The organism is Burkholderia sp. Ac-20384 (genome assembly GCF_017104605.1).
Lineage (GTDB): Bacteria > Pseudomonadota > Gammaproteobacteria > Burkholderiales > Burkholderiaceae > Burkholderia > Burkholderia lata.
Genome location: NZ_JAAGPE010000123.1, coordinates 1 through 26,725 on the forward strand (window position 1 = coordinate 1; position 26,725 = coordinate 26,725).

Genomic DNA, 26,725 nt, shown 5'->3' on the forward strand with positions numbered 1-26,725 from the left:
CGGCCGGCGCGCCGTCGCGCACGCGCGAACCCGCGCGCGTCACCTGGCCCGCGACGTCGAACAGGTCCTTGACCGACACGGGAATGCCCGCGAGCGGCGACAGCACGGTGCCGGCGGCGCGCAACCGGTCATGCGCGTCGGCGGCCGCGCGCGCGTTGTCGGCATCGACTTCGGTGAAGACGACCGTACCCTGGCCCGACGGATCGGCGATCCGGTCGAGCGCGGTATCGACGAGTGCGCGGCTCGTGGTCCGGCCGGCGGCGAGGTCGGCGGCGAGCTGGGCGAGCGGGGGGAAGGGCGTGAAAGTGGTCATGGGCGGCTCAGGGGCGAAGATGTTGAAGAAGCGTGGAGCGGAAGGAATCGATATGGCTTTCGACGGCTGCGCGCGCGCCGGCGACGTCACGCGCGGATAGCCGATCGAACAGTTCGCGATGCTCGTGCTGGACGTCGGCGAGATGGTGAGGTTCGGACAGCGTGACGAACCAGAAGCGCAGCGAGCGCTCGTGCAGCGCGCGCAGGATGTCGGCGAGGACCGCATTGCGCGCGGCCGTGGCAATCGCCTGATGGAACGCGCGGTCAAGTTCCATCATGCCTTCGACGTCGTGCGTGTCGACGCACGCCTGCCCGGCATCGAGCAGCGCGGCAAGACGCGCGAGATCGTCGGGGGTCGCATGGCGCGCGGCGAGCTCCGCGCAGTGGGCTTCGTTGATGCGCCTCACGTCGATCACCGCGACGATGTCGTCGAGCGACAGCGGCTGCACCATCAATCCCTTGCGCGGCATCACGGACAGCAGCCCTTCGAGCACGAGCCGATGCACGGCCTGGTGCACCGGCGTGCGGCCGATGCTGGTGCGGGCGACGAGGTCGGCTTCGTTGAGGGCGGCGCCGGGCTTCAGGCGCATCGTGATGATGTCGTGCTGGATCAGCGCGTACGCGCGGTCGGCGAGGCTGCCTGCCGGTGCGGCTGGGCGCTCGAGGGTGACATCGGTCGGGGCATTCATGCGGGTTGCGGCGCGGCGGCCGGACGGGGCGCGATCATGGCGCAGGCGGTCGGGAAGCGTGGACGATGCGTGGATATTATTGTGATATATCACTGATGTCCAGTATCGGCGGTGATGTGTCGGCGTTGCCCGCACGCGGGCGGGGACGCTCCCCGACGCGGTTTGCCGCCAACTTGCAACAATTTCGACAGGATGTTGCAGGTTTGCCGCTCGATCGTGCGCTGAAGCATAATGAATCCTCGTTTATCCATACGCGTGAGCGACGTACCAGACCATCGTCATGAGCGAAAACACGCCTTCCCCGGCCGGTCTGCCCGGCACCTCCTCCGTTTCTTCCGATTCCCCCCGTACCGATCCGGCGAAAGCGCCCGATGCGCCGGCAGCCCAGGCCGCCGCGCAGAAAGTCGCTGCTGACGGCGCGTCACCGGTGACGGCTGCGTCCGAGCCGGGTGCGCCCGGTGCGACGGGCGCCGCCATCGATGGCGTTGCTGCCGCCGCGCCGCCGAAGGCTGGAACGCCACCACCCGGATTCGGCGCGCAGCCCGATTTCGACTCGCCGCGCCCGCCGCCCGCGAGCGCGCAAAATGCGCCGCCGGCTTACCTGAAGCAGAGCGACACGCCGTGGTCGGTGTTCGGCCGGATCGTGGCCGCGCGCGCGCGCCGGCTGTTCGACCGTGCCGGCCAGCGCATCACGCAGCGCACGCTGCGCATCGGCGTGTCGGCGCGGATCTTCCATCCGGAACCGGGTGCGAAGGGGCTGCGGGGCAAGACGCTGCAGTATCTCGAGGAATCGATCGCGCACTGGGTGATGTCGCGCGACGTGCTCGTGTTCATGATCCCGACCGTCGGCCACCAGGGCATGATTCACCCGAGCAACATCCGCCTGCGCGACTACGCGAAGCATCTCGACGGCCTGTTGCTGCAGGGTGGCGCCGACGTATCGCCGCAAACCTATGCTGCGTCCGACGCCCGCCCCGAATGGCCGGGCGATCGCGTGCGCGACATGTACGAGCTCGAGCTGCTGCATGAGTTCGTCGAATCCGGCAAACCCGTCCTCGGCGTGTGCCGCGGCTGCCAACTGATCAACGTCGCGTTCGGCGGCTCGCTGTACCAGGACATCGCCACCGATGTGCCGACCGCGAATGCGCACGTGAGCGAGCATTACGACCAGCATCGTCACGCGATCCGCTTCCCGGATTCGTCGACGCTCGCGAGCATGTTCCCCGGGCGCAGCGAAGCGATCGTCAACTCGATTCACCATCAGGCGATCCGCGATCTCGGCCGCGATCTGAACATCGAGGCCGTGTCGGCGGGCGACGGGATCATCGAAGGCATTCGCCATCGGCGTTCGCCGTTCGTCGTCGGCGTGCAGTGGCACCCCGAGTTCCATCGTGCCGGCGGCTCGGAGCTGCTCGACTGTACGCCGCTGCTCGATGCATTCCTGCGCGCGGCGCGCGAAACTCGCCTGTAACGAGCTGCATGCTTCACGTCATACGCAGGCCGGCCGCGTCCCGATAAATTCGAGATGCGGCCGTTTCGTTTTGAACGATAATCGCGAGTCCCGATTCGTTCGCCGGAGTCTGACGTTGGCTTTCCGAAATTTTTCCCCTGCACGATGCGCCACGTGGATCGTTGCGCTGGCTGCCTGCGCGCAAGCGGGCGCGGCCTGGTCCGCCGACGCGACCGCGCCCGCCGCCGGCACGCGTCCGGCGGTCACGAGCCTGCGCGGCGACGCGGCGGCATCCAATGCGGCTGCGACGGATGCGTCCGCGCAAGGCAACGTCGCCGAGCTGACGCAGATGCTGCACGATGGCCGCATCGTCGAGATGCGTACGACGTACAACGGCAGCTACGGTGCGAGCCTGATGTTCGATCCGCGCGAGATGACGTACTACGTCGCGCTGTTCCAGGACAAGCACCTGTGGCGCGTGATCCGGTCGCAGGAAAAGAATCGCGCGGAGATGGTGTACGCGAACTTCGTTCAGCAGACCGTACAACTTGCCGACATCGAGATCCGCCGTACCGAGCTGGAGGCGCAGAAGGCGTTTCTCGAGCGCGTGATCGCGCTGCAGGCGAATCGTGCGCAGCAGTTGCAGGCCGACCTGAGCGTTGCGCGCAGCCAGCAGGCTGAAGTCGCGCAGCGGCAGCGTTCGGCGCAGGAGCAGGCGCAAGCGCTGCAGGTCGAGAAGCGGGCCGCGCAGCTGCAGCTGCGTGATCTGCAGGAGCAGGTGCGACAGCTCGAGAAGCAGACCGAGACAGGGCTGCCCGCGCACAAGTAACGATTCGTCAGACGGACGCAAAGACGAGCAAAACCCGGCGAAGCGAGCTTCGCCGGGTTTTTTTATGGCCGGGCCGTCAGCGCGCGAATGCGTCCGGCGTATCGGTCAGGCGGCGGTGGGACAGTTGCGCCGTCCAGTCCAGGCCGGTGGCGGGCGCGTGCGTTGCGCGGGCCGGCTGGGTCGTGCGCAGCGCGTTCGCCATCGCGATCAGCGTGAGCGGATCGTCGAGCGTGTCGCGCGTATCGCCGGTGGCATGCGGCGATGCGGCGAGCCGATCGCGTGTGCGGGCGTCGACCGTGCTGCTCCGGGTCGGCGGGCGCGTGGCCAGCCGCGACACGGCGGGTGTTCGGACCGGCGCAGCCGCCATGCGCTTGCCGCTCGAACGGGGCGACGCTGCGGTGGCTGTCGGCGGCACGCTGGATGGTGCCTTCGGACGAAGCGACGCGGGACGACGCTTGACGTGGCGCGTGGCCGGCGGTGATTCGGCCGTTGTCGCGACAGGCGCGGCCATCTTGCGCTGCGGTGGCGCGCTCGTCGACGTACGTGGCTGAACCGCAGCGACCCGCACGGTACCGGACGACGACGTAGCGTGATCCGGTACGCCAGCGGCCGCGTGAATCGCGTATGCCGGCCCGAACCCCGCAATCGGTTCATGCGCGGCAATCAGCCAGCCGATGATGCCGAGCGCGCCGATACTCCAGCAGATTGCATACTTCGCACGCCGGTCGCGAAAGCCGCCGGCGAGACGGCGGGAACACGGGGCGGCAGCGGCAGGCAGTGCAACCACCGACCCGGCATGAGTCGGTGCCGGCGCTGCCGTGGGCAGCGGCTGCCAGTGGCATGCGCGGTGCGGCTGGTCCACGTCGATGCAGGACGTCGCCAGTGTCGCGAGGCAGTGCTTGCCGGGCCGCGCACCGGGTGCGCCGCGAAAGGTCCAGTCGCGGCCGAACGACGGTACGTGATCGAGCGGAGCGACGCGAGGGCGGGCAAGCACGCCTGCCACGGGGACAAGGGACGATGGGGTCATGAGGGCGGTGCGCCATGCGACACGGGCAACCGTGCCGGTGCGGCGCGGAACTGTCGTTGCAAATCGAGACATTGTGGTCAGCCGGCGAAGGCCGGTCGATCAGATCAATCTGATTTTTGCTTCCGTTTCGGGGCGACTCGTACGAGGAGAACGCTGCGACGGCAACGGCAGGGGCGACACAAGGCAAATGTCGGGTTGGCGTGGCATGATGCGCGAACCATGCCGGTGCGCGTGTCGTTGCGCGGCGCGCCGCCGGCTGGCAGCGATGCCCGTGCGCGCCGGCGGCGCGCCGCGTGCGTCGTCGGATCCATGCGGCGCGGATTCGCGCCATCCGAGCTGAGCGAGAAAAACATGTCCACAGCGTCACACGCCATCGCGCAGGAATCCAAAGTCCGCACCGTATTCCGGGTCGTCAGCGGCAACTTCCTGGAAATGTACGACTTCATGGTCTACGGCTATTACGCGTCGGCCATCGCGAAAACCTACTTTCCGAGCGGCAATGCATTCGCGTCGCTGATGCTGTCGCTGTCGGTGTTCGGCGCGGGCTTCCTGATGCGGCCGGTCGGCGCAATCGTGCTCGGCGCGTACATCGACCATCACGGCCGCCGCAAGGGGCTGATCCTGACGCTCGGGCTGATGGCGATCGGCACGCTCGCGGTGGCCGCGATACCGGGCTATGCGACGATCGGCGTGCTCGCGCCGGTGCTCGTGCTGCTCGGCCGGCTGCTGCAGGGCTTCTCGGCGGGCGTCGAACTCGGCGGCGTGTCGGTCTACCTGTCGGAGATCGCGACGAAGGGACACAAGGGGTTCTATACGTCGTGGCAGTCGGGCAGCCAGCAGGTGGCCGTCGTGTTCGCCGCGCTCGTCGGCGTGTTGCTGAACCGCGTACTGCCGGCCGAGGAGATGACCGCGTGGGGCTGGCGCATTCCGTTCCTGATCGGCTGCCTGATCGTGCCGTTCCTGTTCCTGATCCGCCGCTCGCTGAAGGAGACCGACGAATTCCTCGCGAAGCGTCATCGTCCGACGATGGGCGAGATCATGCGCTCGATGCTCGACAACTGGGGCATCGTGGTGGCAGGCATGGGGATGGTGATCATGACGACGGTGTCGTTCTACATGATCACCGCCTATACGCCGACGTTCGGCAAGGAAGTGCTGCACCTGTCGTCGCTCGACGCGCTCGTCGTGACCGTCTGCGTGGGGATCTCGAATCTCGTGTGGCTGCCGCTGTCCGGTGCGTTGTCCGACCGCATCGGCCGCCGCCCGGTGCTGATCGCGTTCACCGTATTGACACTGTTGACGGCTTACCCGGCCGTGCTGTGGCTCGTCGGCGATCCGTCGTTCCTGCGGTTGCTCGCGGTCGAGCTGTGGCTGTCGTTCCTGTACGCGTCGTACAACGGGGCGATGGTCGTCGCGCTGACCGAAGTGATGCCGGCCGACGTGCGCACGGCCGGGTTCTCGCTCGCGTACAGCCTGGCGACGACGATTGGCGGCTTCACGCCCGCGATCTCGACGCTGCTGATTCATCAGACCGGGAACAAGGCGGCGCCGGGGCTGTGGCTGAGCGTTGCCGCGATTTGCGGACTGATCGCGACACTCGTGCTGTATCGCACGCCCGAGGCGCGCAACCAGTACAAGGCGGCCTGACCGGCATCCGGTTGGCGCGCGGCGCCGGCCGCACGCGTTGCACTGAAAAAGGGAGCGCGCCGCGCTCCCTTTTTTGTCTGCGTTCAGGCGTCGCGCAGCATGCCGGCGACTGTGGCCGCCACGTCGAGCCATTCGCCCGGCGCGGGCTGGCGGGCGAGCCTGGCCTGCGGATACCACGGGCAGTCGTCGCCGGTAAACCAGCGCCAGTCGGGTGCGAACGGCAGCATGACCCACAGCGGCTTGCCGAGCGCGCCGGCAAGGTGCGCGACTGCCGTATCGATCGTGACGACGCCGTCGAGCCGCCCGATCAGCGCGGCCGTGTCGGCAAAGTCGTTCAGGCGGCCGTCGAGCCGGTGCACGCGCGGATGCGCGTCGACGCGCGCGCGTTCGTCGTCGTCGAGTGCGGGTTGCAGCACGATCCAGTCGATGTCCGGCAGCGCGAGCAGCGGCGCGAGCGCATCGAACGGCATCGAGCGGTTTTCCTGCGCCTGCCGGCGCCCCGACCATGCGAGGCCGAACTTGCGCTTCGACTGCCCGCCGAGCGAGCCGCGAAAGCGCCGGCCGGCGCCGTCGGGCGCATCGAGGTAGCGCGAGCTCGCGACGATGTCCTCTTCTGTCTGAAGCCCGAGCAGGAACGGCAGGCTCATCAGCGTGCATGCGACATCCGCGGCAGGCGGTTTTGCCGCGCCCAGTGCGACGAGCGTCACGCGCCAGCGCGACGCGGCGGGCGCCAGCAGCGCAACGAGTTCCGGCTGGACTTCGAGCACGACGCGCGCGCAGCGGGCGCGGGCGAGCGGTATGAAGCGGACGAACTGCAGCGTGTCGCCGAAGCCCTGTTCCGCGCGGATCAGCAGCGTGCGCGATGCAATCGGCTCGCCTTGCCAGCGCGGCAGCGTGCCGAGCGGCGTCGCGCCCGGCGTGTCGTGGCGCGCTTCGTAGGCGGGCAGGCCGCGCGTGAAATCGCCGAGCGTCAGCAGCGTGACCGCGCGGTGCAGCCGCGCCAGCGTGAGATCGGGTGCGACCCGCAACGCCTGGTCGAATGCGCGCAGCGCCATCTCGTGCGCACCGAGTGCGTGATGTGCGTTGCCGAGGTTCAGCCAGGCCAGGCTGAACGACGGATCGAGACCGACAGCGCGCTCGTAGTAGGGCAGCGCGTCGCGGTGGCGTGCCTGCGCGCTCAGTGCGTTCGCGAGCCCGAACAGCGCGAGCGGAAACGGCGGATGGAGCGCGAGCGCGGCTTCGAACGCGGCCGCCGCCTCGGCATGCCGGCCGACTGCATCGAACGTGTTGCCGAGATTGAAATGGGCGGCGACGAAGCGTGGCTGCGCGGCAATCGCGGCCTGGAAGTGCGCGATCGCATCGTCGGCGCGGCCCGACGCGTTCAGCGCCATCGCGAGGTTGTTGTGCGCCCCCGCATGCCCGGGCCGCAGCTCGAGCGCACGATGGAACGCGGCGAGCGCGTCGTCGTGGCGGCCGAGCGCGTTCAGCGCGTTGCCGAGATTGTTGTGGATCGATGCATCGTCGGGCGTGAGCCGGAGTGCGCGGCTGAACGCATCGATCGCATCGTCGTGGCGCTGCAGCGCCGCATACGCGTTGCCGAGGTTGTAGTGCGCGAGCGGAAATTCGGGCGCGAGCGTCAGCGCGTTGCGGAAACGGTCGACCGCTTCGTCGAGCCGGCCGAGTGCCTTCAGCGCGTTGCCGAGATTGAGCTGCAGCGCGGCATCGCCCGGCCGCAGCGCGACGGCGCGGCCGACGAGATCGACTGCCTCGGCGTGCTGGCCCTGCTGGTGCCGCAGCACGCCGAACAGATGCAGCGCGTCGGCGTCGGCGGGATTGGAGGCGAGCGCGTTGCGATAGCCGTGCTCGGCCTCGGCGAGGCGGCCCGCGCGGTGTGCGGCATACGCCCGGTCGAATGCGGAATCCATAACGCGAAAACTGACGGAAAGCACGTATTTTCCCACACCGCGCGGCGGTGCCGCGGATCGGCCGATCGGCATATGGCCCCGTCACGCTGAGCGGCGTAGACTTGCAGGGTCGCGTGTCATCGAGGTTCTCATGGCCGACACACTGTCCGATATCCCGCCCGTGCTGATCGTCGGCGCGGGGCCGACCGGCCTTGCCGCGGCGATGAGCCTCGCGCGGGCCCGCGTGCCGGTGCGCATCATCGATCGGCTCGCTACGCCTGCGCCGCATTCGCGCGCGATCGGCATCCAGGCCCGCACGCTCGAACTGCTGGAGCAGCATCGCGCGGTCGAACCGTTTCTCGCGCTCGGTCATCGTGCGCATGCGGCCGCGCTGCATGCCGACGGCCGCGTGATCGCGCGGCTCGATTTCGATCCGCTGCAAACGCGCTATCCGTACCTGCTGTTTCTCGACCAGACCGTCACCGAGCGCCTGCTTGCCGAGCACCTGGCCCGGCTCGGCGTGACGGTCGAGCGTGGCGCGACGCTGACTGCGTGCGATGCGGGCGGCGCGTCGCTCGACGTGTCGATCCGCTGCGCCGACGGCCGCGACGAATCGTTCGCGCCGTCGTACCTGATCGCGGCCGACGGCGCGCACAGCACGGTCAGGCATCTGCTCGGCCTGGGCTTCACCGGGCATGCGTTCGAACAGACTTTCCTGCTGGCCGATTTCGCGGCGATACCCGACTGGCCGGACGAAGAGATCCACCTGTTCACGACATCCGAAGGTATTGCGGGCCTGTTTCCGATGGGCGGCGGCCGTTACCGGCTCGTGGCCGACCGGCCGCCCGGCAGCGACGCGTCGCCCGATGCGCCAACCCCGTCGCTTGCGGAATGCGACGCGATCGTGCGTGCCCGTGCCGGCGCGTCGATCTCGCCGAGCGATCTCGCGTGGTCGTCCTATTTCCACCTGCACACCCGGATGATCGACCGGCTGCGTCACGGCCGCGTGTTCTTCGCCGGCGACGCCGCGCATGTCCACAGCCCGGCCGGCGCGCAGGGCATGAACACCGGTATCCAGGAGGCGTTCAATCTCGGCTGGAAGCTCGCACGCGTGCTCGGCGCGGGCACGCCCGAGCGGCTGCTCGACACGTATCACGCGGAGCGTCATCCGATCGAGCGCGACGTGTTGCGGCAGACCGGCTTCGTCACGCAGATCGTCGAAGCCGAACGCGGCGCGATGAAGCTGCTGCGCGATCACGTCGTGCCGGTGCTGGCATCGTTCGGGCCGATGCGCGACGCGGTGCGGCGCACGGTCAGCGAGCTCGGCGTGCAGTACCGGAAGAGTCCGCTCACGCTGGAGCGTGTGCTCGACGGCGGGCCGCGCGCAGGCGAGCGGGCACCGGACGCGCACGTCCGGGTGCTCGACGGGCCGCTCGGTCAGGCGCCCGGAACGGCGCGGCTATACGATCTGCACGATCCGGCGAGCTTTACGTTGCTGCTGCTGGAGGAGCCGGTGAATGCCGACACCGGCGCGGTGCCGCCGATGCCGGCCGATGCGCAGGCGCTCGTGCAGGGGCTCGAACGGATCATGCCGGATGCGGTGCGCGCGTGGCGCGTCACCGATGCCGAAGGCGGCGATGGCGGGCTTGCGCAGGAATACGGCCGCTCGCGACCGTCGTTTTACCTGCTACGGCCGGATGGTTACGTCGCCGCGCGCGGGCGCACGGCGACCGATGCGAACGCGCTGCTGCGCCACTGCGAAAGCTGGTTCGCGGGCATGTCGCAGTCAGCGTAGCGGTGCGGTCAGGCGCTCGCCGCGGCAGGGACGAGCGACGCGCGGTGCACGGCGATCGCGTCGCGCACGATCGGCGCCGCGCGTTGCGCGGCTTCGCCCGACGGATCGTCGAGTGCCGCGAGAAACGCACGGCGCATCCGCGGCTCCCAGAAGCGCCGGATGTGGTCGGCGATGCCGGTCAGCGCTTCGTCGCGATCGGGCATCGATTCGAAGAATGCGCCGATCTGGTTGGCCATGTCGATCAGGTGTCCGTTGTCCATCGCTTCCTCACTTGCCTGTCGTCACGGTGGCGGTCGCGGCGGCGCGGCGCTCGAGCAGGTCGAGCTGCTCCGCGTTGAAGCGCGCATACGCTTGCTGCCAGTCGGACGGCTGCGCGACGGGCAGCACCTGCACGGCCGTCACCTTGTACTCGGGGCAATTCGTCGCCCAGTCCGAGCTGTCCGTCGTGATCACGTTCGCGCCCGATTCGGGGAAGTGGAACGTCGTATAGACGACGCCCGGCTGCATGCGTTCGGTCACGAGCGCGCGCAACACCGTCTGCCCGGCACGCGATTCGATGCCCACCCAGTCGCCGCTGCGGATACCGCGATCCTGCGCGTCGTGCGGATGAATCTCGAGGCGATCCTCTTCATGCCACTGCACGTTCTCGGTGCGGCGGGTCTGCGCGCCGACGTTGTACTGAGACAGGATGCGGCCCGTCGTCAGGATCAGTGGATAGCGTTGCGTGACCTTCTCCGGCGACGCGATGAACTGCGTGATCACGAACTTGCCCTTGCCGCGCACGAATGCGTCGATATGCATCGTCGGCGTGCCTTCCGGCGCGTGCTCGTTGCACGGCCACTGAATACTGCCGAGCGTGTCGAGCTTCGCGTACGACACACCCGAGAAGGTCGGCGTGAGTCGCGCGATCTCGTCCATGATTTCCGACGGATGCGCATAGTCCATCTCGTAACCGAGCGCACGCGACAGCATCAGCGTGACTTCCCAGTCCGCGTAGCCCGCCAGCGGCGGCATCACCTTGCGCACGCGCGAGATGCGGCGTTCCGCGTTCGTGAACGTGCCGTCCTTCTCGAGGAACGACGAGCCGGGCAGCAGCACGTGCGCGTATTTCGCGGTCTCGTTCAGGAAGATGTCCTGCACGACGATGCATTCCATTTCCGACAGCGCGGCCGCGACGTGCTGCGTATTCGGGTCCGACTGGACGATGTCCTCGCCCTGGCAGTAGAGCCCCTTGAAGCTGCCGTCGAGCGCCGCATCGAACATGTTCGGGATGCGCAGCCCCGGTTCCGGTTGCAGTTTCGCCGACCATGCAGCTTCGAACTGCGCGCGCACGACCTCGTCGCCGATGTGCCGGTAGCCGGGCAGTTCGTGCGGGAACGAGCCCATGTCGCACGAGCCCTGCACGTTGTTCTGGCCGCGCAGCGGATTGACGCCGACGCCTTCGCGGCCGATGTTGCCGGTCGCCATCGCGAGGTTCGCGATGCCCATCACCGTCGTCGAGCCCTGCGCGTGTTCGGTCACGCCCAGCCCGTAGTAGATCGCGGCATTGCCGCCCGTCGCATAGAGGCGCGCGGCTTCGCGTACCAACTCGGCCGGCACGCCCGTCACGTCGGCGGTTGCTTCGGGCGAGTTGTCGGCACGCGAGACGAAGTCGCGCCATTGCTCGAATGCGCGCGTCTCGCAGCGCTCGGCGACGAATGCGTCGGCGACGAGCCCTTCGGTGACGATCACGTGCGCGAGCGCGTTGACGATCGCGACGTTGGTGCCGGGGCGCAGCTGCAGGTGGTGAGTGGCTTTCACATGCGGGCCGTCGACGACGTCGATGCGGCGCGGGTCGATCACGATCAGTTTCGCGCCTTCACGTACGCGCCGTTTCAGCCGTGAGCCGAATACCGGGTGGCCGTCGGTCGGATTCGCACCCATCACGACGATCACGTCGGCCTGGGCGACCGACGCGAATGTCTGCGTGCCGGCCGATTCGCCGAGCGTCGTCTTGAGGCCATAGCCCGTCGGCGAATGGCACACGCGTGCGCAGGTGTCGACGTTGTTGTTGCCGAACGCGGCGCGCACCAGCTTCTGCACGAGGTAGGTTTCCTCGTTCGTGCAGCGCGACGACGTGATGCCGCCGATGGAATCGCGGCCGTACTTGTCCTGCAGCTTGCGGAATTGCGTGGCCGCGTAGGTGAGCGCTTCGTCCCAGCTGACTTCGCGCCACGGGTCGGTGATCTTCTCGCGGATCATCGGCTTCGTGATGCGGTCCTTGTGCGTCGCATAGCCCCACGCGAAGCGGCCCTTCACGCACGCGTGGCCCTCGTTCGCGAGGCCGTTCTTGTGCGGCGTCATGCGAACGACCTGCGTGCCCTTCATCTCGGCCTTGAACGAGCAGCCCACACCGCAGTACGCGCAGGTCGTGACGACCGAGTGTTCGGCCTGCCCGAGCTGCACGACGGATTTTTCCTGCAGCGTGGCCGTCGGGCATGCGGCAACGCATGCGCCGCACGAAACGCATTCCGATGCCATGAACGATTCGCTTTCGCCGGCGGCCACACGGGATTCGAAACCGCGTGCGGCGATCGTCAGCGCGAACGTGCCCTGCGTTTCCTCGCAGGCGCGCACGCAACGATTGCAGACGATGCACTTCGACGGGTCGTACGTGAAGTACGGATTCGACTCGTCCTTTTTATCGCGCAGATGATTTGCGCCGTCGAAGCCGTACCGCACCTCGCGCAGCCCGACGACGCCTGCCATGTCCTGCAACTCGCAGTCGCCGTTGGCCGGGCAGGTGAGGCAGTCGAGCGGATGGTCGGAGATGTACAGCTCCATCACGTTGCGACGCAGCGACTGCAGCCGGTCCGACTGCGTGCGCACCTTCATGCCTGCTTCGGCAGGTGTCGTGCACGACGCCGGATAACCGCGCCGGCCGTCGATCTCGACGAGGCACAGCCGGCACGAGCCGAACGGTTCGAGCGAATCGGTCGCGCAGAGCTTCGGGACGTTCACGCCGGCTTCGATCGCCGCGCGCATCACCGACGTGCCGGCCGGCACCGTGACCGGTTGGCCGTCGATTTCGAGCGTGACATCGGTATCGGCATGCCGCTGGGGCGTGCCGTAGTCGGTATCGTCGAACGGGTTGACGGCACGCGCCTGCGCGGCGCTCTTGCACGCGCATTGGCCCGAGCCGCAGCCGCCTTGGCGGACGTTGTTCGTGTCGAGGGACATGCAGGGCTCCTTCTGGGTCAGGCCGCAGCCTTGACCGGACCCGACGCGGCATCTTTGCCGGCAGCGAGCCCGAAATCTTCGGGGAAATGGTCGAGCGCGGACAGCACCGGGTAGGGTGTCATGCCGCCCATTGCGCACAGCGAACCGGCCAGCATCGTGTCGCACAGGTCGCGCAGCAGCGTGACCTGCCGCTCCGACGTGTCACCGTGGCGGATGCGCGCGATCGTCTCGACGCCACGCGTCGAACCGATCCGGCACGGCGTGCACTTGCCGCACGACTCGATCGCGCAGAACTTCATCGCGTATTCGGCCAGCTCGGCGAGGTTCGACGTATCGTCGTGCAGCACGATGCCGCCGTGGCCGACCACCGCGCCAATCGCCGTATACGCTTCGTAGTCGAGCGGCACGTCCCACTGGTGATCGGGCAGGTAGGTGCCGAGCGGGCCGCCCACCTGCGCTGCACGTGCGGGCCGGCCGCTTGCCGTGCCGCCGCCGAAGTCGAACAGCAGCTCGCGCAGCGTGACGCCGAATGCGAGCTCGACCAGGCCGCCGTGGCGGATGTTGCCTGCGAGCTGGAACGGCAGCGTGCCGCGCGAGCGGCCCATCCCGTAGTCGCGATAGAACGCGGCGCCGCGCGCGAATATCACGGGCGCCGTCGCGAGCGTGATCACGTTGTTGATGACGGTCGGCTGGCCGTGCAGGCCGGCGAGCGCGGGCAGAGGCGGTTTCGCACGCACGACGCCGCGCTTGCCTTCGAGCGATTCGAGCAGCGCCGTTTCCTCGCCGCACACGTACGAGCCCGCGCCTTTCGCGACGTGCAGCTCGAACGCATGTGCGGAGCCGAGCACGTGCTCGCCGAGCCAGCCGGCTTCGCGTGCGCGGGCGATCGCGGCTTCGAGCGTGGCGATCGCATGCGGGTATTCGCTGCGCACGTAGATGTAGCCGACTGTCGCTCCGGTCGCGACACCCGCGATGATCATTCCTTCGATCAGGCAGTACGGATCGCATTCCATGATCAGGCGGTCGGAGAACGTGCCCGAATCGCCTTCGTCTGCATTGCAGACGATGTATTTCTGCGTGGCGCTTGCTTGCCGGACCGTGCGCCACTTGATACCGGCCGGGAACGCAGCACCGCCGCGGCCGCGCAGCCCCGATTCGATCAGCGCTTCGCACGCGGCATCGCCGTCGAGCGCGAGGACGTTCTTCAGGCCGGCGAGGCCTTCATATTGCAGGTAGTCGTCGATCGACAGCGGATCGGTCAGGCCGATGCGCGCGAATGTGAGGCGCTGCTGGCGTGCGAGATAGGGCAGTGCGTCGACAAGGCCGACACCGCTCGGATGCGCGCCGCCTTCGAGCCAGTTTGCGTCGAACAGGGCCGGCACGTCGGCGGCCGACAGGTTCGCATAGCCGATGCGGCCGGCGGCCGTGCCGACCTCGACGAGCGGCTCGAGCCACAGCAGCCCGCGCGAACCGTTGCGGACCAGTTCGACGGCGACGCCGCGCCGTTCAGCTTCCGCGGCAATCGCGGCGGCGAGCGCGTCGGCGCCGAGCGCCAGTGCGGACGAGTCGCGCGGGACGTAGATGCGGGGCGTCATGCGGCCTCCGGGGTGTGGGCGGCGGCCTCGGCAAGCAGCGCGTCGAATTTCTCCGGCGTGACCCTGGCATGCAGCACGCCGTTGACCGTCAGGGACGGCGACTGCGCGCACAGCCCGAGGCAGTAGACCGATTCGAGTGCGACGTCACCGGGCGCATGCGCATCGGCGGCATCGCCGTGCGCCGCGTCGAACCGGCAGCCCGTGCGGGCTTCCGCATGCGCGGCCAGCGCTTCGCAGCCCATGCTGCGGCACGCTTCGGCGCGACACATCTGGATCGTCACGCGCGCGGGCGGCGCGGTGCGGAAGTGGTGGTAGTAAGTCAGGACGCCGTGTACTTCCGCGCGCGACAGGTTGAGTGCGCGGGCGAGCGGCGCGACGCAGCCTGGCGGCACGTAACCCGCGTCGTCCTGGATCGCGTGCAGGATCGCCACGAGCGACCGGCCGGCGCGTGCATGGCGCTCGACGAGCGCGTCGGGCGCTTGGGAATTCGGGGACATCAGCTGTGCTCCTCCAAAGTCTCATATGCGCTCGAGATTCATATAGTGCGCATCGCGACTTAGTTCTGATTGATTTTGACCAACGATAAGCGGAAGATTTGGCGGTCGCAATAGGAAATCGGAGTGCATAATTGATTCGAATCGAATGCGACGCGTATCTGACCGTACGCGACACGGAAGGCCGCGCGGCCAGCCTGTCGGACGTCGCTCCGTTGCTGGAACTCGTGGCCGACACGGGCAGCATTGCGCAGGCCGCGCAAGCGAAAGGGCTGTCCTACCGGCACGCGTGGGGCATGCTGCGCGCGCTGGAGGCGTGCATCGGCGGGGAACTGATCGAAACCGCGCGCGGCAAGGGCTCGACGCTGTCGGCGCTCGGGCAGGCCGTCGTCGATGCGCAGCGTCTCGCGCGCAGCCGGCTCGACGGCAACTTGCGCACGCTGGCGGCCGAAGTGGCGAGCGACCTGAACCGGCGGCTCGCGCAGCGCGACGGCGCCGTGCGCATCCACGCGTCGCACGGCTACGCGGTTGCTACACTCGTCTCCGCGCTCGTCGATGCGCAGGCGGCTGTCGACATCAAGTATCGCGAGAGCGTCGAGGCCGTGCAGGCGCTTGCGCGCGGCGAGTGCGACCTGGCCGGCTTTCATCTGCCGCGCGGCGCGTTTCGCGCGCAGTGCGCGCAGATCTACCGGCCGTGGCTCGACGAGACGCGCCATGTGCTGATCCACCTGACACGGCGCCAGCAGGGGCTGTTCGTTCCGCGCGGCAACCCGAAGCAGGTTCGCGGGCTTGCGGATCTCGCGCGCAATGACATCCGCTTCGTCAACCGCCAGCCGGGGTCGGGCACGCGCATGCTGCTGGATCTTGCGCTGCGCGCGATCGGCATCGATCCCGAGCGCATCGACGGCTACGCGTCGGCCGAGCTCACGCATTCGGCGATCGCGGCGTTCGTCGCGAGCGGGATGGCCGATCTCGGCTTCGGCGTCGAGCCGGCCGCCCATCATTTCGGACTCGATTTCATCCCGGTCGTCGACGAAGACTATTACTTTGCATGCGAACGCGCGCGGCTCGACGCGCGGCCGCTTGCCGGCGTACTGGCGCTGCTGCGCGATGCGCGCTTCGTCGAGCGCGTCGCGCATCTCGACGGCTACGATCCGGCCGCGTGCGGAACGCTGACGAGCATCGCGACGGGGCTGGCCGGCGGCGACGGCGCGAGCGTGCCGGAGGGCAATTCCCGGTAACGCGGGCGCAATCGCACCGCAATGCAGCAGCGAAGGATTTGCGCTACGCTTGCCGCTTGACCAACGTTCTAACAAGCACGCCGTTCAAGCGTCATCCCGCCATGAAATTTTCCGTTCCCCTCGCCGCGGCAGCGTTGACCGCGGGGCTGCTGGTCGCTGTTTCGCCGTTTGCGCTTGCGCAGAATTCCCCCGGTGTACCCGGCGGTATCCTGAGCGAGCAGTTTCGCCTGAACGAGCATCCGCAGATGCCGTTCGCAGCGTCGACGCCGTCGCAGAAATACCAGAGCGGCAAGAAGTCGGCGTTGCGCCGTAAAGGCGACTTGGGCGATCCGAACGGCTGCAACCTGAAGTGTCCGATGGATACGCAGTAACCCGGCAGGCGGGCGTGTCCGCACGATAGTCATGCGGCACCGGTTCGACTGGCGGGCATCGCGCCCGCGCATCGGCCTGGCCGGCTGACTGGCCACTGCCGGAATCCCGTGCGATTCCGATTCTGTCCGAGCCCCGCGAAGCGTTGCCGCTTCGCGGGGCTTTTGCTTTCCGTCGAATCTTCACGCGATTCGACGCCGGGCGATGCCCGTACGTGCGCATCGCCGGCCGGGCAGGTGATCTAGGGTTAACCCGTAAATCAGGAAGGATGTCTTCCAGAAACCTGCCTTATTCTTAAGCATCCGCCTACATAAACTTCGGGTTGTCAGCGATGAACAAGGTGTTCACCGCGAACACAGACAAATCTGGAGGTAGTTCATCATGAAGTCGCTCGTTCAAGCTGTTGTCGTTGCTGCCGCTCTCGTTGCCCCGGTCGTGTCGTTCGCCCAGTCGGGTTCGACGATCACCCGCGCGCAGGTTCGTGCCGAACTGGTCCAGCTGCAGCAGGCAGGTTACAACTCCGCTCGCGGTGAAGATCCGCATTACCCGGAAGCGATCCAGGCTGCGACGGCGCGTGTTGCAGAGCAACAGCGCAGCGCGCTGGCGCAAGCGCAAGGCGCCGACGCTAGCGGCTACGGTGCACAGGCACAGGGCGCATCGGCATCGGGTTCGCGCGCAATGGGCGTGCGTCCGGCCACCGCTGACGAAATGAAGTCGCTGTATCGCGGCAGCTAAATCGCGCATTGTCCCGGTGTGCGTGAATGCCGGGTGCGACGACGCGTCGCGCCCGACACTGCAGCGCCCGGGCCGGCCGCTGCCTGGCGCGATCGATGATTGCGCGGGCGTGGCAGGACATCCGTCACCTCCTGTCGCTGGAAGTCCGGCGGCATTCCGCCCGGCCCACCCGTGGCTGGGCGCTTTTTCGGACGGGGAGGGGCGCATGCGTTTCGCCGGCAACAAAAAACCCCGCAGACTTGCGTCATGCGGGGTTCGTGCGGCGAGCGCGGAATTTGGTGGAGGCGGCGGGAATCGAACCCGCGTCCAGAAGCGCTCCACGACTAGTTCTACATGTTTAGTTCAGTCATTTGATTTAACCGCAGCGACGCGGACGAACACGCTGCACTACGGCGATTCGCTAGGTTTTCGACCCTGGCGTCGCGACGCCGACAGGGCTTAACTGACGTAAATGACCTCTGGCGGTATTGCTACCGGTCTTGCGACACTAGCCCGTCAGTGAACTAGGCAGAGGACGGCGGCCGTTAGGCTGCCAGTGCGAACGTATCGTCGTTTGCAGTTACGATTTTCCCATTGATTAACGAGGTGACGGGTCCTCGACATGCCCTAGCCGCTTCACAACCCCTGTCGAAACCAGGTCGCCCCCGCGGATAAGATCGACCATTATAGCCCAACATCGCGCAGCAGTTCGCGCAGTTGCTGCGTCGTGTCGACGAGATGTTGCGCTTGCCAGTCGGATGGCGCGGCGCCGTCGCCGCAGTAGCCGTATGCAGCCGCGACCGTCGCCATGCCGGCGGCGCTGCCGGCCTGAATGTCGCGCAGGTCGTCGCCGACGTAGACGATGCGCGCAGGCGCGAGCGTCAGCTGGTCGGCCGCATGCAGCAGCGGGGCCGGGTGCGGCTTCGGGTGCGGCGTTGTGTCGCCCCCGACGACGCAGGCGGCACGCGGCGCGAGGCCGAGCAGGTCGACGAGCGGCGCCGTGAGCCGCATCGCCTTGTTCGTGACGATGCCCCAGCGCACGCCGCGCGCATCGAGTTCGTCGAGCACGTCGCCGATGCCGGGGAACAGCGTCGTGTGCACGCACAGATCCGTCGCGTAGTTGGCCAGGAATTCGTCGCGCATCGCTTCATAGCCGGGCGTCTGCGGATCGATGCCGAACGCACCGCCGAGCAGGCCGCGTGCGCCGGCCGAGGCCAGCGGCCGCAGCACGTCGAGCGGCGTTTCGGGCAGGTCGCGCACGCGTTGCATCTTGTTGACGGCAGCCGCGAGATCGGGGGCCGTGTCGGCGAGCGTGCCGTCCAGGTCGAACAGCACGGCATCGCAGTGCAGCAGGCGCGGTTCGTCGAGTGCAGCCCGCGCGGTCGAGAGGGGAGTCGTCATGCCGGTTGGAAGGTCACGCGCCGCGGCGGCACGCGACGAGGTAGTTGATGTCGGTGTCGTTCGACAGCGCGAAGCGCTTGCCGATCGGGTGATACGTGATGCCCTTGATCTCCACGATGTGCAGATCGGTTGCCCGCACGAAGCCGGCCAGTTCCGACGGGCGGATGAAGCGCGCGTAGTCGTGCGTGCCCTTCGGCAGCATTTGCGCGATGTACTCCGCGCCGATCACGGCGAACAGGTAGGCCTTCAGGTTGCGGTTCAGCGTCGAGAAGAACACCCAGCCACCCGGCTTCACGAGCGTCGCGCACGCGGCGACGATGTCGCTCGGCGACGGCACGTGCTCGAGCATTTCCATGCACGTGACCACATCGTAGCTACCCGGTTCGCGCGCGGCGATTGCTTCGGCGGCGATGGCCTCGTAGTCGACCGTGATGCCGCTCTCGAGGCTGTGCAGGTCGGCGACGCCGAGCGCTTCGGTCGACAGGTCGATCCCCTTCACCTGCGCGCCGAGTCCGGCCATCGATTCGGACAGGATGCCGCCGCCGCAGCCGATGTCGAGTGCGCGCTTGCCGGCAAGGTGCGCATGCGCATCGATCCAGCCGAGCCGGACCGGGTTCAGGTCGTGCAGCGGCTTGAATTCGGCATTCGGATCCCACCACCGATGGGCGAGGTCGCTGAATTTCTGGAGTTCGTGCGGATCGGCGTTGGTCATGTCGGCAAACGGGCTACGGGAGGAGGGCGGTGCTGCGGTTCGTCAGCCCCGAGTATATAAGAAGCGGACGAGCGGCGAAGCGGCGAGCGCCTGGACGGGCGTCAAAGGCGGCGTCAAAGAAAAAAGCCCCGCCGGAGCGGGGCTTTGAAGCAGTCGAAAACCGCGGCTTAGTTTGCCGGAACGGTCGTCTTCTGGACTTCTTGCGTACCAACCACTTCGACTTCCACGCGGCGATCCGGTGCGAGGCAGGCGATGAGTTGCTTGCGGTTCTTCTGGTTGCAGCCAGTCGTAACCGGGTTGCGCTTGCCCTTGCCTTCCGTGTAGATCTTGTTGGCCGGCACACCCTTGCTGACCAGGTACGACTTCACGGCTTGCGCACGGCGCAGCGACAGACGGTCGTTGTACTTGTCCGAACCGATGCGGTCCGTGTAGCCCGTTGCGACGACCACTTCCGTGTTCATGCCTTCGATCTTCGAAGCCAGTTCGTCCAGCTTTTGCTTGCCCAGCGGCTTGAGCGTTGCCTTGTCGAAGTCGAACAGTGCGTCAGCTTGATACGTGATCTTCTGGCTCGTGATAGCCGGAGCGACCGGAGCGACCGGCGGCTGCGGTGCCTGGGCGACCAGTGCGCCATCGCACTTTGCGTTAGCGGTGGCCGGCGTCCAGAACGCATCGCGCCAGCAGAGCTCGTTCGTGCCGTTCATCCACACCCATTCGCCCGTGCCGTTCACCCAGTTGTCATTGACGGCTTGACGCGACGCCGGCACCGACTGTGCCGAAGCGGATGCAGCCATAACTGCGGTAGCTGCAATGAACGCGAGCTTTGAAAGTTTATTCATATTTCTCCTCTCGAAATTGAGATTACCGCAGGTTTACTGCGAGCCTGTTGACGGTGACAAGTCATACATTGCTCGAAGTATAACATTGGTGCGGCACAAAAAACGCGGCGCCGCCTCTGTGTAGACTTCGAGCAGCGTCTAACTTTCAGTGCGTTGGCATTTTGCCATATCGTTCCCTTCCTACGAAAAAAAATCCTCCCCACCCTAAGATCGCTTCGACTTTGTGGCGCATGCGCAACACCGGCCTGCCGTAACTTTTAGAAATTGTCAAGAGTGTGACGGCGAAATTGCGCCGATGAATGCAGTTGTTTACTCGTGCGCGAGAAACAAGTGACGCGGCAATCGTCCGTGATACCGAGTCGGGTGCAATTGCGGCGTGCAATTCCCGGCCGATTCGCCACCGCCGCGATTTTCGCTATTTATATATAGAGGGGGAGGCGAATTGGCGGCTGATGGGCGCATGTTAGAATCTCGCGTTGCGTTGCGCATGCAGCGCCCACGCGAAAGGCGTTCGCCGTCTTCGCTCCGAAACGATACGGATACATGGATCAATTCGCCAAAGAGACCCTGCCCACCTCCCTAGAGGAGGAAATGCGCCGTTCGTATCTCGATTACGCGATGAGCGTGATCGTCGGACGTGCCCTCCCGGATGTCCGCGATGGCCTGAAACCCGTGCACCGGCGCGTGTTGTTCGCGATGCACGAACTGAACAACGACTGGAACCGCGCGTACAAGAAGTCGGCGCGTATCGTCGGCGACGTGATCGGTAAGTACCACCCTCACGGCGATACCGCGGTCTACGACACGATCGTGCGGATGGCGCAGGACTTCTCGCTGCGCTACATGCTGATCGACGGGCAGGGCAACTTCGGCTCGATCGACGGCGACAATGCCGCGGCGATGCGGTACACCGAAATTCGCATGGCGAAGATCGGTCACGAGCTGCTCGCCGACATCGACAAGGAAACGGTCGATTTCGAGCCGAACTACGACGGCAACGAAATGCAGCCGTCGGTCCTGCCGTCGCGCATCCCGAACCTGCTGATCAACGGCTCGTCGGGTATTGCGGTCGGCATGGCGACCAACATCCCGCCGCACAACCTGAACGAAGTCGTCGACGCGTGCCAGCACCTGCTGGGCAACCCGGAAGCGACGATCGACGAGCTGATCGAGATCATCCCGGCGCCGGATTTCCCGACGGCCGGCATCATCTACGGCGTCGCCGGCGTGCGCGACGGCTACCGCACCGGGCGCGGCCGCGTCGTGATGCGCGCGGCCACGCACTTCGAGGAGATCGACCGCGGCCAGCGGATGGCGATCATCGTCGACGAGCTGCCGTACCAGGTGAACAAGCGTTCGCTGCTCGAGCGGATCGCCGAGCTCGTCAACGAGAAGAAGCTCGAGGGCATCTCCGACATCCGCGACGAGTCCGACAAGAGCGGCATGCGTGTCGTGATCGAGCTCAAGCGCGGTGAAGTGCCGGAAGTGGTGCTGAACAACCTGTACAAGGCGACGCAGCTCCAGGATACGTTCGGCATGAACATGGTCGCGCTCGTCGACGGCCAGCCGAAGCTGCTGAACCTGAAGGAAATCCTGCAGTGCTTCCTGTCGCATCGACGCGAAGTGCTGACGCGCCGCACGATCTACGAACTGCGCAAGGCCCGCGAACGCGGCCACGTGCTCGAAGGTCTCGCGGTCGCGCTCGCGAACATCGACGAGTTCATCGCGATCATCAAGGCCGCGCCGACGCCGCCGATCGCGAAGGCCGAGTTGATGGCGAAGCCGTGGGATTCGTCGCTCGTGCGCGAGATGCTGACGCGTGCCGAGAGCGAGAACGCGGCGGCCGGCGGCCGTTCCGCGTATCGTCCGGAAGGCCTGAACCCGGCGTTCGGCATGCAGGTCGACGGGCTGTACCGCCTGTCCGACACGCAGGCCCAGGAAATCCTGCAGATGCGTCTGCAGCGCCTGACCGGCCTCGAGCAGGACAAGATCATCGGCGAGTACCGCGAAGTGATGGCACAGATCGCCGACCTGCTGGACATCCTCGCGCGCCCCGAGCGGATCACGACGATGATCGGCGAGGAACTGACCTCGGTGAAGGCCGAGTTCGGCGACGCACGCCGCTCGAAGATCGAGCTGAACGCAACCGAGCTGAACACCGAAGACCTGATCACGCCGCAGGACATGGTCGTCACGATGTCGCATGCGGGCTACGTGAAGTCGCAGCCGCTGTCCGAATACCGTGCGCAGAAGCGCGGCGGTCGCGGCAAGCAGGCGACGCAGATGAAGGAAGATGACTGGATCGAGACGCTGTTCATTGCGAACACGCACGACTACATCCTGTGCTTCTCCAACCGCGGCCGCGTGTACTGGGTCAAGGTCTACGAAGTGCCGCAGGGCTCGCGCAATTCGCGCGGCCGCCCGATCGTCAACATGTTCCCGCTGCAGGAAGGCGAGAAGATCAACGTCGTGCTGCCGGTCAAGGAATTCTCGGCCGACAAGTTCATCTTCATGGCGACGTCGCTCGGCACCGTGAAGAAGACGCCGCTCGAGGCATTCAGCCGTCCGATGAAGAAGGGCATCATCGCGGTCGGCCTCGACGAAGGCGACTACCTGATCGGCGCGTCGATCACCGACGGCGCGCACGACGTGATGCTGTTCTCGGACTCCGGCAAGGCCGTGCGCTTCGACGAGAACGACGTGCGTCCGATGGGTCGCGAGGCGCGCGGTGTGCGTGGCATGCAGCTTGAAGACGGGCAGCAGGTCATCGCGCTGCTGGTTGCCGGCAGCGAAGAGCAGACGGTGCTCACCGCGACCGAGAACGGTTACGGCAAGCGCACGCCGATCACCGAGTACACGCGTCACGGCCGCGGCACGAAGGGTATGATCGCGATCCAGACGTCCGAGCGCAACGGCAAGGTCGTGGCTGCAACGCTCGTCGATGCCGAAGATCAGATCATGCTGATCACGACGGCCGGTGTGTTGATTCGCACCCGTGTGTCGGAGATTCGCGAGATGGGGCGTGCCACGCAAGGTGTTACACTCATCAGTCTCGATGAGGGTACCAAGCTCTCTGGCCTGCAGCAGATCGCGGAGGCCGAAGAGGGTGAAGGCGAGGCCGACGAGGCGTCGGACGGCGAAGCCTGAAGAACGGATGAGACTCTAGCCGCCGCAGGCGCGAAGCGCCGCGGCCGGCGAGCAACCATTCATATTTCCAAAAGGGAGTGATGATGCAAAAGCAATTCAAGCAACTGGTTCTGCTGGCTGCACTGGTGCCGACGTTCGCGATGGCGCAAGCGCTGTCGAATTCCGCACCGGCAGCTCCGGCAGCAGCTGCGCCGATCGACGCCGACAAGAAGGCAGCGATCAAGGATCTGCTCGACGCGATCGACGCGCCGAAGCTCGTGTCGGCAATCGGCAACAGCGCCGAAATGCAGGCCAAGCAACTCGTCCCGGCGATCCTGTCGGACGCGCTGTCGGAAAACAAGACGCTGAACGACAAGCAGAAGCAGGCTGCCGTTCCGACGCTGCAGAAGAACGCGGTGCCGAAGCTGGTTGACGGCGCAGGCAAGGTGTTCGGTACGCAACAGTTCCAGAACGACGCGATGTCGGCTCAGTACGACGCCTACGCGAAGTACTACAGCACGTCGGAGATCAAGGATCTGACGACGTTCTACAAGAGCCCGACGGGCCGCAAGTTCATCCAGGTTCAGGATCAGGTCGGTCGCGACGTGGTCAACGGCCTGATGCAGAAGTACATGCCGCAAGCTATCCAGGCAACGCGCACGCAGGCTGACAAGGAAGTCGCAGCAGTCAAGCCGGGCAAGTAAAGCCGTCCGGGCACGCCCCCGGCCGTTCGGCCGGGTTTGGCGGGAGCCTGACGACAGTGCGATAATGGCCGTTTGCGCGAGAGCGCAAGCGGCCATTTCTTTTTTGGCGCGTTCTGCCGGCGGCGAGCCGGTCGCGTCCCTCCGAGGTTTTCACGATGCGCGTCTTTAATTTCTCCGCCGGCCCTGCGGCGATGCCCGAGGAAGTGCTGCGGCAAGCTGCCGACGAAATGCTCGACTGGCACGGCAGCGGCATGAGCGTGATGGAGATGAGCCATCGCGGCAAGGAATTCATGTCGATCCACGAGGCCGCGCTGACCGACCTGCGCGACCTGCTCGGCGTGCCGGCCAGCCACCGGATCCTGTTCCTGCAGGGCGGCGGTATCGCGGAAAATGCAATCGTGCCGATGAACCTGCTCGGGTCGCGCAAGACGGCCGACTTCGTCGTCACGGGCTCGTGGTCGCAGAAATCGTTCACCGAAGCGAAGAAATACGGCACGCCGCATCTCGCCGCGACCGGCAAGACGGAAGACGGCTATACGCGTGCGCCCGTGCGCGCCGAATGGCAGCTGTCGGACGATCCGGCCTACGTGCATCTGTGTACCAACGAGACGATCGACGGTGTCGAGACGTTCGAGATTCCCGATCTCGGCGACGTGCCGCTGGTCGCGGATGTGTCGTCGCACATCCTGTCGCGTCCGATGGACGTCGCGAAGTACGGCGTGCTGTTCGGCGGCGCGCAGAAGAACATCGGGATGGCCGGCGTGACGCTCGTGATCGTGCGCGAGGACCTGCTCGACCGTGCGCTGTCGATCTGCCCGTCCGCGTTCGAATGGAAGACCATCGCCGCGAACAACTCGCTGTACAACACGCCGCCCACCTACGCGATCTACATCGCGGGCCTGGTGTTCCAGTGGCTGAAGCGGCAGGGTGGCCTCGAAGCGATCGAGGCCCGCAATATCGAAAAAGCGAAGCTGCTCTACGACACGATCGATTCGAGCAGTTTCTATCTGAACAAGGTCGAGCCGGCAGCACGTTCGCGGATGAACGTGCCGTTTTTCCTGGCCGACGAAACGCGCAATGAAGACTTCCTTGCCGGCGCAAAGGCGCGCGGGCTGCTGCAGCTGAAGGGCCACAAGTCCGTCGGCGGCATGCGGGCGTCGATCTACAACGCGGTGCCGCTCGAGGGCGTGAAAGCGCTCGTCGAGTACATGAAGGACTTCGAGCAGCGCGGCGCCTGACGGCGGCGCTGTTCAAACAGCACGGCAAAACGCATGGACGACGAACTGAATTCCCGCCTGAAACCGCTGCGCGATCGCATCGACGCGATCGACGCGCAGCTGATCGCGCTCCTGAACCAGCGCGCCGCGGTGGCGCTGGAGGTGGGCGAGGTCAAGAAGCATTTCAACGCGCCGGTGTTCCGGCCGGAGCGCGAGCTGCAGGTGATCGCCCGGCTGCAGGACATGAGCGCGGGGCCGCTCGCGAGCGAGCACATCAGCGCCATCTGGCGCGAGATCATGGCCGCGAGCCGCGCACTCGAACAGACGATCCACGTCGCGTTCCTCGGGCCGGTCGGCACGTACAGCGAGCAGGCGATGCTCGAGTACTTTGGCCAGTCGATCGAAGGGCTGCCATGCCCGTCGATCGACGAGGTGTTCCGCTCGGTCGAGGCCGGCGCGTCCGCGTTCGGTATCGCGCCGGTCGAGAATTCGACCGAAGGCGCCGTGTCGCGCACGCTCGACCTGTTGCTGCAGACGCAACTGCTGATCAGCGGCGAGCTCGCACTGCCGATCCATCACAACCTGCTGACGCAAAGCGGCACGCTCGACGGCGTGAAACGCGTTTGCGCGCATGCGCAGGCGCTTGCGCAATGCCAGCAGTGGCTCGCGGCGAACGCGCCGCAGCTCGAGCGGCAGGCGGTGGCGAGCAACGCGGAGGCTGCGCGTCTCGCGGCGGCCGATCCGACCGTCGCGGCGATCGCGGGCGATCGCGCGGCTGCGCACTACGGCCTGCAGATCGCGTTCTCGCTGATCCAGGACGATCCGCACAATCGCACGCGCTTCGTGATCGTCGGCAAGCAGCCGGCGGGGCAAAGCGGTCACGACCAGACGTCGCTGATCGTGTCGGTGAAGAACGAGCCGGGCGCCGTGTTCAAGCTGCTCGAGCCGCTCGCGCGGCACGGCGTGTCGATGACGCGCTTCGAGTCGCGTCCGGCGCGCGTCGGCACGTGGGAGTACTACTTCTACATCGACATCGAAGGGCACCGGGACGACGCGTCGGTTGCGGCCGCGCTCGCGGAACTCGGCCAGAAGGCCGCGTTCCTGAAGATACTCGGTTCGTATCCGCGCGCGCGCTGACGCGCGGCGGCCCGTCGCCTGTTCGAGCAGGCGCTGAGGCCAGGCGGGCAGGGCAGGCCGGTCGGCGCTGCCGAAGGCGGGTTCGGGCGGCATGCGGCACAGGTTGTGCCGGATGCGGGCCCGTTGCCCGGAATCTGGAATTCCGCGTGCGGGGCGTCGTCCCGCGCGCGTAACTTGGCTCTTGTCGTGTCAGGCTTTGCATTCAACAAACTGGTCATCTTCGGCGTCGGCCTGATCGGCGGATCGCTGGCCCGCGCGCTGCGCGAGCGCGCGCCGGGCGGCGCGGGCGAGGTCGTCGGCGTGGGGC

At 66.7% G+C, this 26,725-nt stretch carries 22 protein-coding genes, 1 other RNA gene and 1 pseudogene; 12 read left to right on the top strand and 12 right to left on the bottom strand.

Going from position 1 to position 26,725, the window contains the following annotated elements; translation table 11 throughout:
- Both G3O00_RS22170 and G3O00_RS22175 read right to left on the bottom strand, forming a co-directional pair.
- Positions 1-313: amidase family protein (locus G3O00_RS22170; protein ID WP_241025289.1), on the bottom strand; the 313-nt coding region annotated here is incomplete at its 3' end.
- Positions 314-320: 7 nt separating this feature from the next.
- Positions 321-1,001 carry a GntR family transcriptional regulator gene (locus G3O00_RS22175; protein ID WP_174934507.1) on the bottom strand — a complete coding sequence of 227 codons (681 nt, stop codon included), beginning with the start codon at positions 999-1,001 and terminating at the stop codon, positions 321-323.
- 280 nt (positions 1,002-1,281) lie between these two features.
- On the opposite strand from G3O00_RS22175, the gene G3O00_RS22180 reads away from it, so the two are divergent.
- Together G3O00_RS22180 and G3O00_RS22185 are read left to right on the top strand one after the other, a co-directional pair.
- Complete coding sequence (locus G3O00_RS22180; RefSeq protein WP_206144339.1) at positions 1,282-2,472, top strand: type 1 glutamine amidotransferase; 1,191 nt, start codon at positions 1,282-1,284, stop codon at positions 2,470-2,472.
- 115 nt (positions 2,473-2,587) lie between these two features.
- Positions 2,588-3,280 (top strand): DUF2968 domain-containing protein, encoded by a 693-nt coding sequence (locus tag G3O00_RS22185; RefSeq protein ID WP_174934510.1) that lies wholly within the window; start codon positions 2,588-2,590, stop codon positions 3,278-3,280.
- Between the two features lie 76 nt (positions 3,281-3,356).
- Here the strand turns inward: G3O00_RS22185 and G3O00_RS22190 are convergent, their stop codons facing one another.
- A complete protein-coding gene (locus G3O00_RS22190; RefSeq protein WP_206144340.1) occupies positions 3,357-4,307 on the bottom strand; it encodes a hypothetical protein in 951 nt (316 codons plus the stop codon).
- 351 nt (positions 4,308-4,658) lie between these two features.
- Between G3O00_RS22190 and G3O00_RS22195 the strand changes: the two genes are divergently transcribed.
- On the top strand, positions 4,659-5,954 hold the full coding sequence (locus tag G3O00_RS22195) for an MFS transporter (protein WP_011351315.1): 1,296 nt from the start codon (positions 4,659-4,661) through the stop codon (positions 5,952-5,954).
- Positions 5,955-6,037: 83 nt separating this feature from the next.
- On the opposite strand, the gene G3O00_RS22200 is transcribed toward G3O00_RS22195, so the two are convergent.
- Positions 6,038-7,951 (bottom strand): tetratricopeptide repeat protein, encoded by a 1,914-nt coding sequence (locus tag G3O00_RS22200; RefSeq protein ID WP_206144341.1) that lies wholly within the window; start codon positions 7,949-7,951, stop codon positions 6,038-6,040.
- 58 nt (positions 7,952-8,009) lie between these two features.
- On the opposite strand from G3O00_RS22200, the gene G3O00_RS22205 reads away from it, so the two are divergent.
- Positions 8,010-9,653 (top strand): FAD-dependent monooxygenase, encoded by a 1,644-nt coding sequence (locus G3O00_RS22205; RefSeq protein ID WP_206144342.1) that lies wholly within the window; start codon positions 8,010-8,012, stop codon positions 9,651-9,653.
- An 8-nt stretch (positions 9,654-9,661) separates the two neighbouring features.
- Here G3O00_RS22205 and G3O00_RS22210 read toward each other — a convergent pair whose 3' ends face one another.
- Genes G3O00_RS22210 through G3O00_RS22225 form a run of 4 tightly spaced genes read right to left on the bottom strand, consistent with a single transcriptional unit; the run spans position 9,662 to position 14,964 of the window.
- Positions 9,662-9,913 (bottom strand): formate dehydrogenase subunit delta, encoded by a 252-nt coding sequence (locus G3O00_RS22210; protein ID WP_011351318.1) that lies wholly within the window; start codon positions 9,911-9,913, stop codon positions 9,662-9,664.
- A 7-nt stretch (positions 9,914-9,920) separates the two neighbouring features.
- The gene (gene fdhF / locus G3O00_RS22215; RefSeq protein WP_206144343.1) at positions 9,921-12,872 is read right to left on the bottom strand and encodes a formate dehydrogenase subunit alpha; all 2,952 of its coding nucleotides are present in this window, start codon (positions 12,870-12,872) and stop codon (positions 9,921-9,923) included.
- Positions 12,873-12,889: 17 nt separating this feature from the next.
- Positions 12,890-14,467, bottom strand: coding sequence for a formate dehydrogenase beta subunit (locus G3O00_RS22220; RefSeq protein ID WP_206144344.1), 1,578 nt, complete (start codon positions 14,465-14,467; stop codon positions 12,890-12,892).
- Positions 14,464-14,964 carry an NAD(P)H-dependent oxidoreductase subunit E gene (locus tag G3O00_RS22225; protein WP_174934522.1) on the bottom strand — a complete coding sequence of 167 codons (501 nt, stop codon included), beginning with the start codon at positions 14,962-14,964 and terminating at the stop codon, positions 14,464-14,466. Before G3O00_RS22225 ends, G3O00_RS22220 begins: the two co-directional genes overlap by 4 nt.
- 131 nt (positions 14,965-15,095) lie before the next feature.
- Here G3O00_RS22225 and G3O00_RS22230 point away from each other — a divergent pair, with 131 nt between their 5' ends.
- The 3 genes from G3O00_RS22230 (at position 15,096) to G3O00_RS22240 (ending at position 17,306) form a co-directional block, all read left to right on the top strand.
- Positions 15,096-16,202 (top strand): substrate-binding domain-containing protein, encoded by a 1,107-nt coding sequence (locus tag G3O00_RS22230; RefSeq protein ID WP_011351322.1) that lies wholly within the window; start codon positions 15,096-15,098, stop codon positions 16,200-16,202.
- Positions 16,203-16,303: 101 nt separating this feature from the next.
- Positions 16,304-16,573: a hypothetical protein gene (locus tag G3O00_RS22235; protein WP_175034549.1), complete on the top strand. Its 270-nt coding sequence runs from the start codon at positions 16,304-16,306 to the stop codon at positions 16,571-16,573.
- A gap of 379 nt (positions 16,574-16,952) precedes the next feature.
- Positions 16,953-17,306 carry a DUF4148 domain-containing protein gene (locus tag G3O00_RS22240; protein ID WP_206144345.1) on the top strand — a complete coding sequence of 118 codons (354 nt, stop codon included), beginning with the start codon at positions 16,953-16,955 and terminating at the stop codon, positions 17,304-17,306.
- Positions 17,307-17,582: 276 nt separating this feature from the next.
- Here the strand turns inward: G3O00_RS22240 and ssrA are convergent.
- From ssrA to ompA, 4 genes are all read right to left on the bottom strand, one after another.
- Positions 17,583-17,952: a transfer-messenger RNA gene (gene ssrA / locus G3O00_RS22245) on the bottom strand.
- Between the two features lie 17 nt (positions 17,953-17,969).
- Positions 17,970-18,686: a phosphoglycolate phosphatase gene (gene gph / locus G3O00_RS22250; RefSeq protein WP_011351325.1), complete on the bottom strand. Its 717-nt coding sequence runs from the start codon at positions 18,684-18,686 to the stop codon at positions 17,970-17,972.
- A gap of 13 nt (positions 18,687-18,699) precedes the next feature.
- Positions 18,700-19,398, bottom strand: coding sequence for a bifunctional 2-polyprenyl-6-hydroxyphenol methylase/3-demethylubiquinol 3-O-methyltransferase UbiG (ubiG, locus tag G3O00_RS22255; RefSeq protein WP_206144346.1), 699 nt, complete (start codon positions 19,396-19,398; stop codon positions 18,700-18,702).
- Between the two features lie 167 nt (positions 19,399-19,565).
- Positions 19,566-20,234, bottom strand: a complete 669-nt coding sequence (ompA, locus tag G3O00_RS22260) for an outer membrane protein OmpA (RefSeq protein WP_011351327.1) — start codon at positions 20,232-20,234, stop codon at positions 19,566-19,568.
- 543 nt (positions 20,235-20,777) lie between these two features.
- On the opposite strand from ompA, the gene gyrA reads away from it, so the two are divergent.
- The 5 genes and pseudogenes from gyrA to G3O00_RS22285 form a co-directional block, all read left to right on the top strand.
- Positions 20,778-23,381, top strand: a complete 2,604-nt coding sequence (gene gyrA / locus G3O00_RS22265) for a DNA gyrase subunit A (protein WP_011351328.1) — start codon at positions 20,778-20,780, stop codon at positions 23,379-23,381.
- An 83-nt stretch (positions 23,382-23,464) separates the two neighbouring features.
- Positions 23,465-24,064, top strand: a complete 600-nt coding sequence (locus tag G3O00_RS22270; RefSeq protein WP_011351329.1) for a DUF2059 domain-containing protein — start codon at positions 23,465-23,467, stop codon at positions 24,062-24,064.
- A 155-nt stretch (positions 24,065-24,219) separates the two neighbouring features.
- A complete protein-coding gene (serC, locus tag G3O00_RS22275; RefSeq protein ID WP_011351330.1) occupies positions 24,220-25,302 on the top strand; it encodes a 3-phosphoserine/phosphohydroxythreonine transaminase in 1,083 nt (360 codons plus the stop codon).
- 33 nt (positions 25,303-25,335) lie between these two features.
- Positions 25,336-26,418, top strand: coding sequence for a prephenate dehydratase (gene pheA, locus G3O00_RS22280; RefSeq protein ID WP_011351331.1), 1,083 nt, complete (start codon positions 25,336-25,338; stop codon positions 26,416-26,418).
- A 132-nt stretch (positions 26,419-26,550) separates the two neighbouring features.
- Positions 26,551-26,725: pseudogene (locus tag G3O00_RS22285) on the top strand (prephenate dehydrogenase/arogenate dehydrogenase family protein); the annotation flags it as partial.

Bases quoted from the DNA above. Each gene is read 5' to 3' on its own strand.
- G3O00_RS22225 (WP_174934522.1), bottom strand. From the start codon at position 14,964: ATGTCCCCGAATTCCCAAGCGCCCGACGCGCTCGTCGAGCGCCATGCA.
- G3O00_RS22195 (WP_011351315.1), top strand. From the start codon at position 4,659: ATGTCCACAGCGTCACACGCCATCGCGCAGGAATCCAAAGTCCGCACC.
- pheA (WP_011351331.1), top strand. From the start codon at position 25,336: ATGGACGACGAACTGAATTCCCGCCTGAAACCGCTGCGCGATCGCATC.
- ompA (WP_011351327.1), bottom strand. From the start codon at position 20,234: ATGAATAAACTTTCAAAGCTCGCGTTCATTGCAGCTACCGCAGTTATG.
- gyrA (WP_011351328.1), top strand. From the start codon at position 20,778: ATGGATCAATTCGCCAAAGAGACCCTGCCCACCTCCCTAGAGGAGGAA.
- serC (WP_011351330.1), top strand. From the start codon at position 24,220: ATGCGCGTCTTTAATTTCTCCGCCGGCCCTGCGGCGATGCCCGAGGAA.
- G3O00_RS22175 (WP_174934507.1), bottom strand. From the start codon at position 1,001: ATGAATGCCCCGACCGATGTCACCCTCGAGCGCCCAGCCGCACCGGCA.
- G3O00_RS22200 (WP_206144341.1), bottom strand. From the start codon at position 7,951: ATGCCGATCGGCCGATCCGCGGCACCGCCGCGCGGTGTGGGAAAATAC.
- G3O00_RS22270 (WP_011351329.1), top strand. From the start codon at position 23,465: ATGCAAAAGCAATTCAAGCAACTGGTTCTGCTGGCTGCACTGGTGCCG.
- G3O00_RS22220 (WP_206144344.1), bottom strand. From the start codon at position 14,467: ATGACGCCCCGCATCTACGTCCCGCGCGACTCGTCCGCACTGGCGCTC.
- G3O00_RS22205 (WP_206144342.1), top strand. From the start codon at position 8,010: ATGGCCGACACACTGTCCGATATCCCGCCCGTGCTGATCGTCGGCGCG.
- ubiG (WP_206144346.1), bottom strand. From the start codon at position 19,398: ATGACCAACGCCGATCCGCACGAACTCCAGAAATTCAGCGACCTCGCC.
- G3O00_RS22180 (WP_206144339.1), top strand. From the start codon at position 1,282: ATGAGCGAAAACACGCCTTCCCCGGCCGGTCTGCCCGGCACCTCCTCC.
- G3O00_RS22240 (WP_206144345.1), top strand. From the start codon at position 16,953: ATGAAGTCGCTCGTTCAAGCTGTTGTCGTTGCTGCCGCTCTCGTTGCC.
- fdhF (WP_206144343.1), bottom strand. From the start codon at position 12,872: ATGTCCCTCGACACGAACAACGTCCGCCAAGGCGGCTGCGGCTCGGGC.
- G3O00_RS22210 (WP_011351318.1), bottom strand. From the start codon at position 9,913: ATGGACAACGGACACCTGATCGACATGGCCAACCAGATCGGCGCATTC.
- G3O00_RS22190 (WP_206144340.1), bottom strand. From the start codon at position 4,307: ATGACCCCATCGTCCCTTGTCCCCGTGGCAGGCGTGCTTGCCCGCCCT.
- gph (WP_011351325.1), bottom strand. From the start codon at position 18,686: ATGACGACTCCCCTCTCGACCGCGCGGGCTGCACTCGACGAACCGCGC.
- G3O00_RS22235 (WP_175034549.1), top strand. From the start codon at position 16,304: ATGAAATTTTCCGTTCCCCTCGCCGCGGCAGCGTTGACCGCGGGGCTG.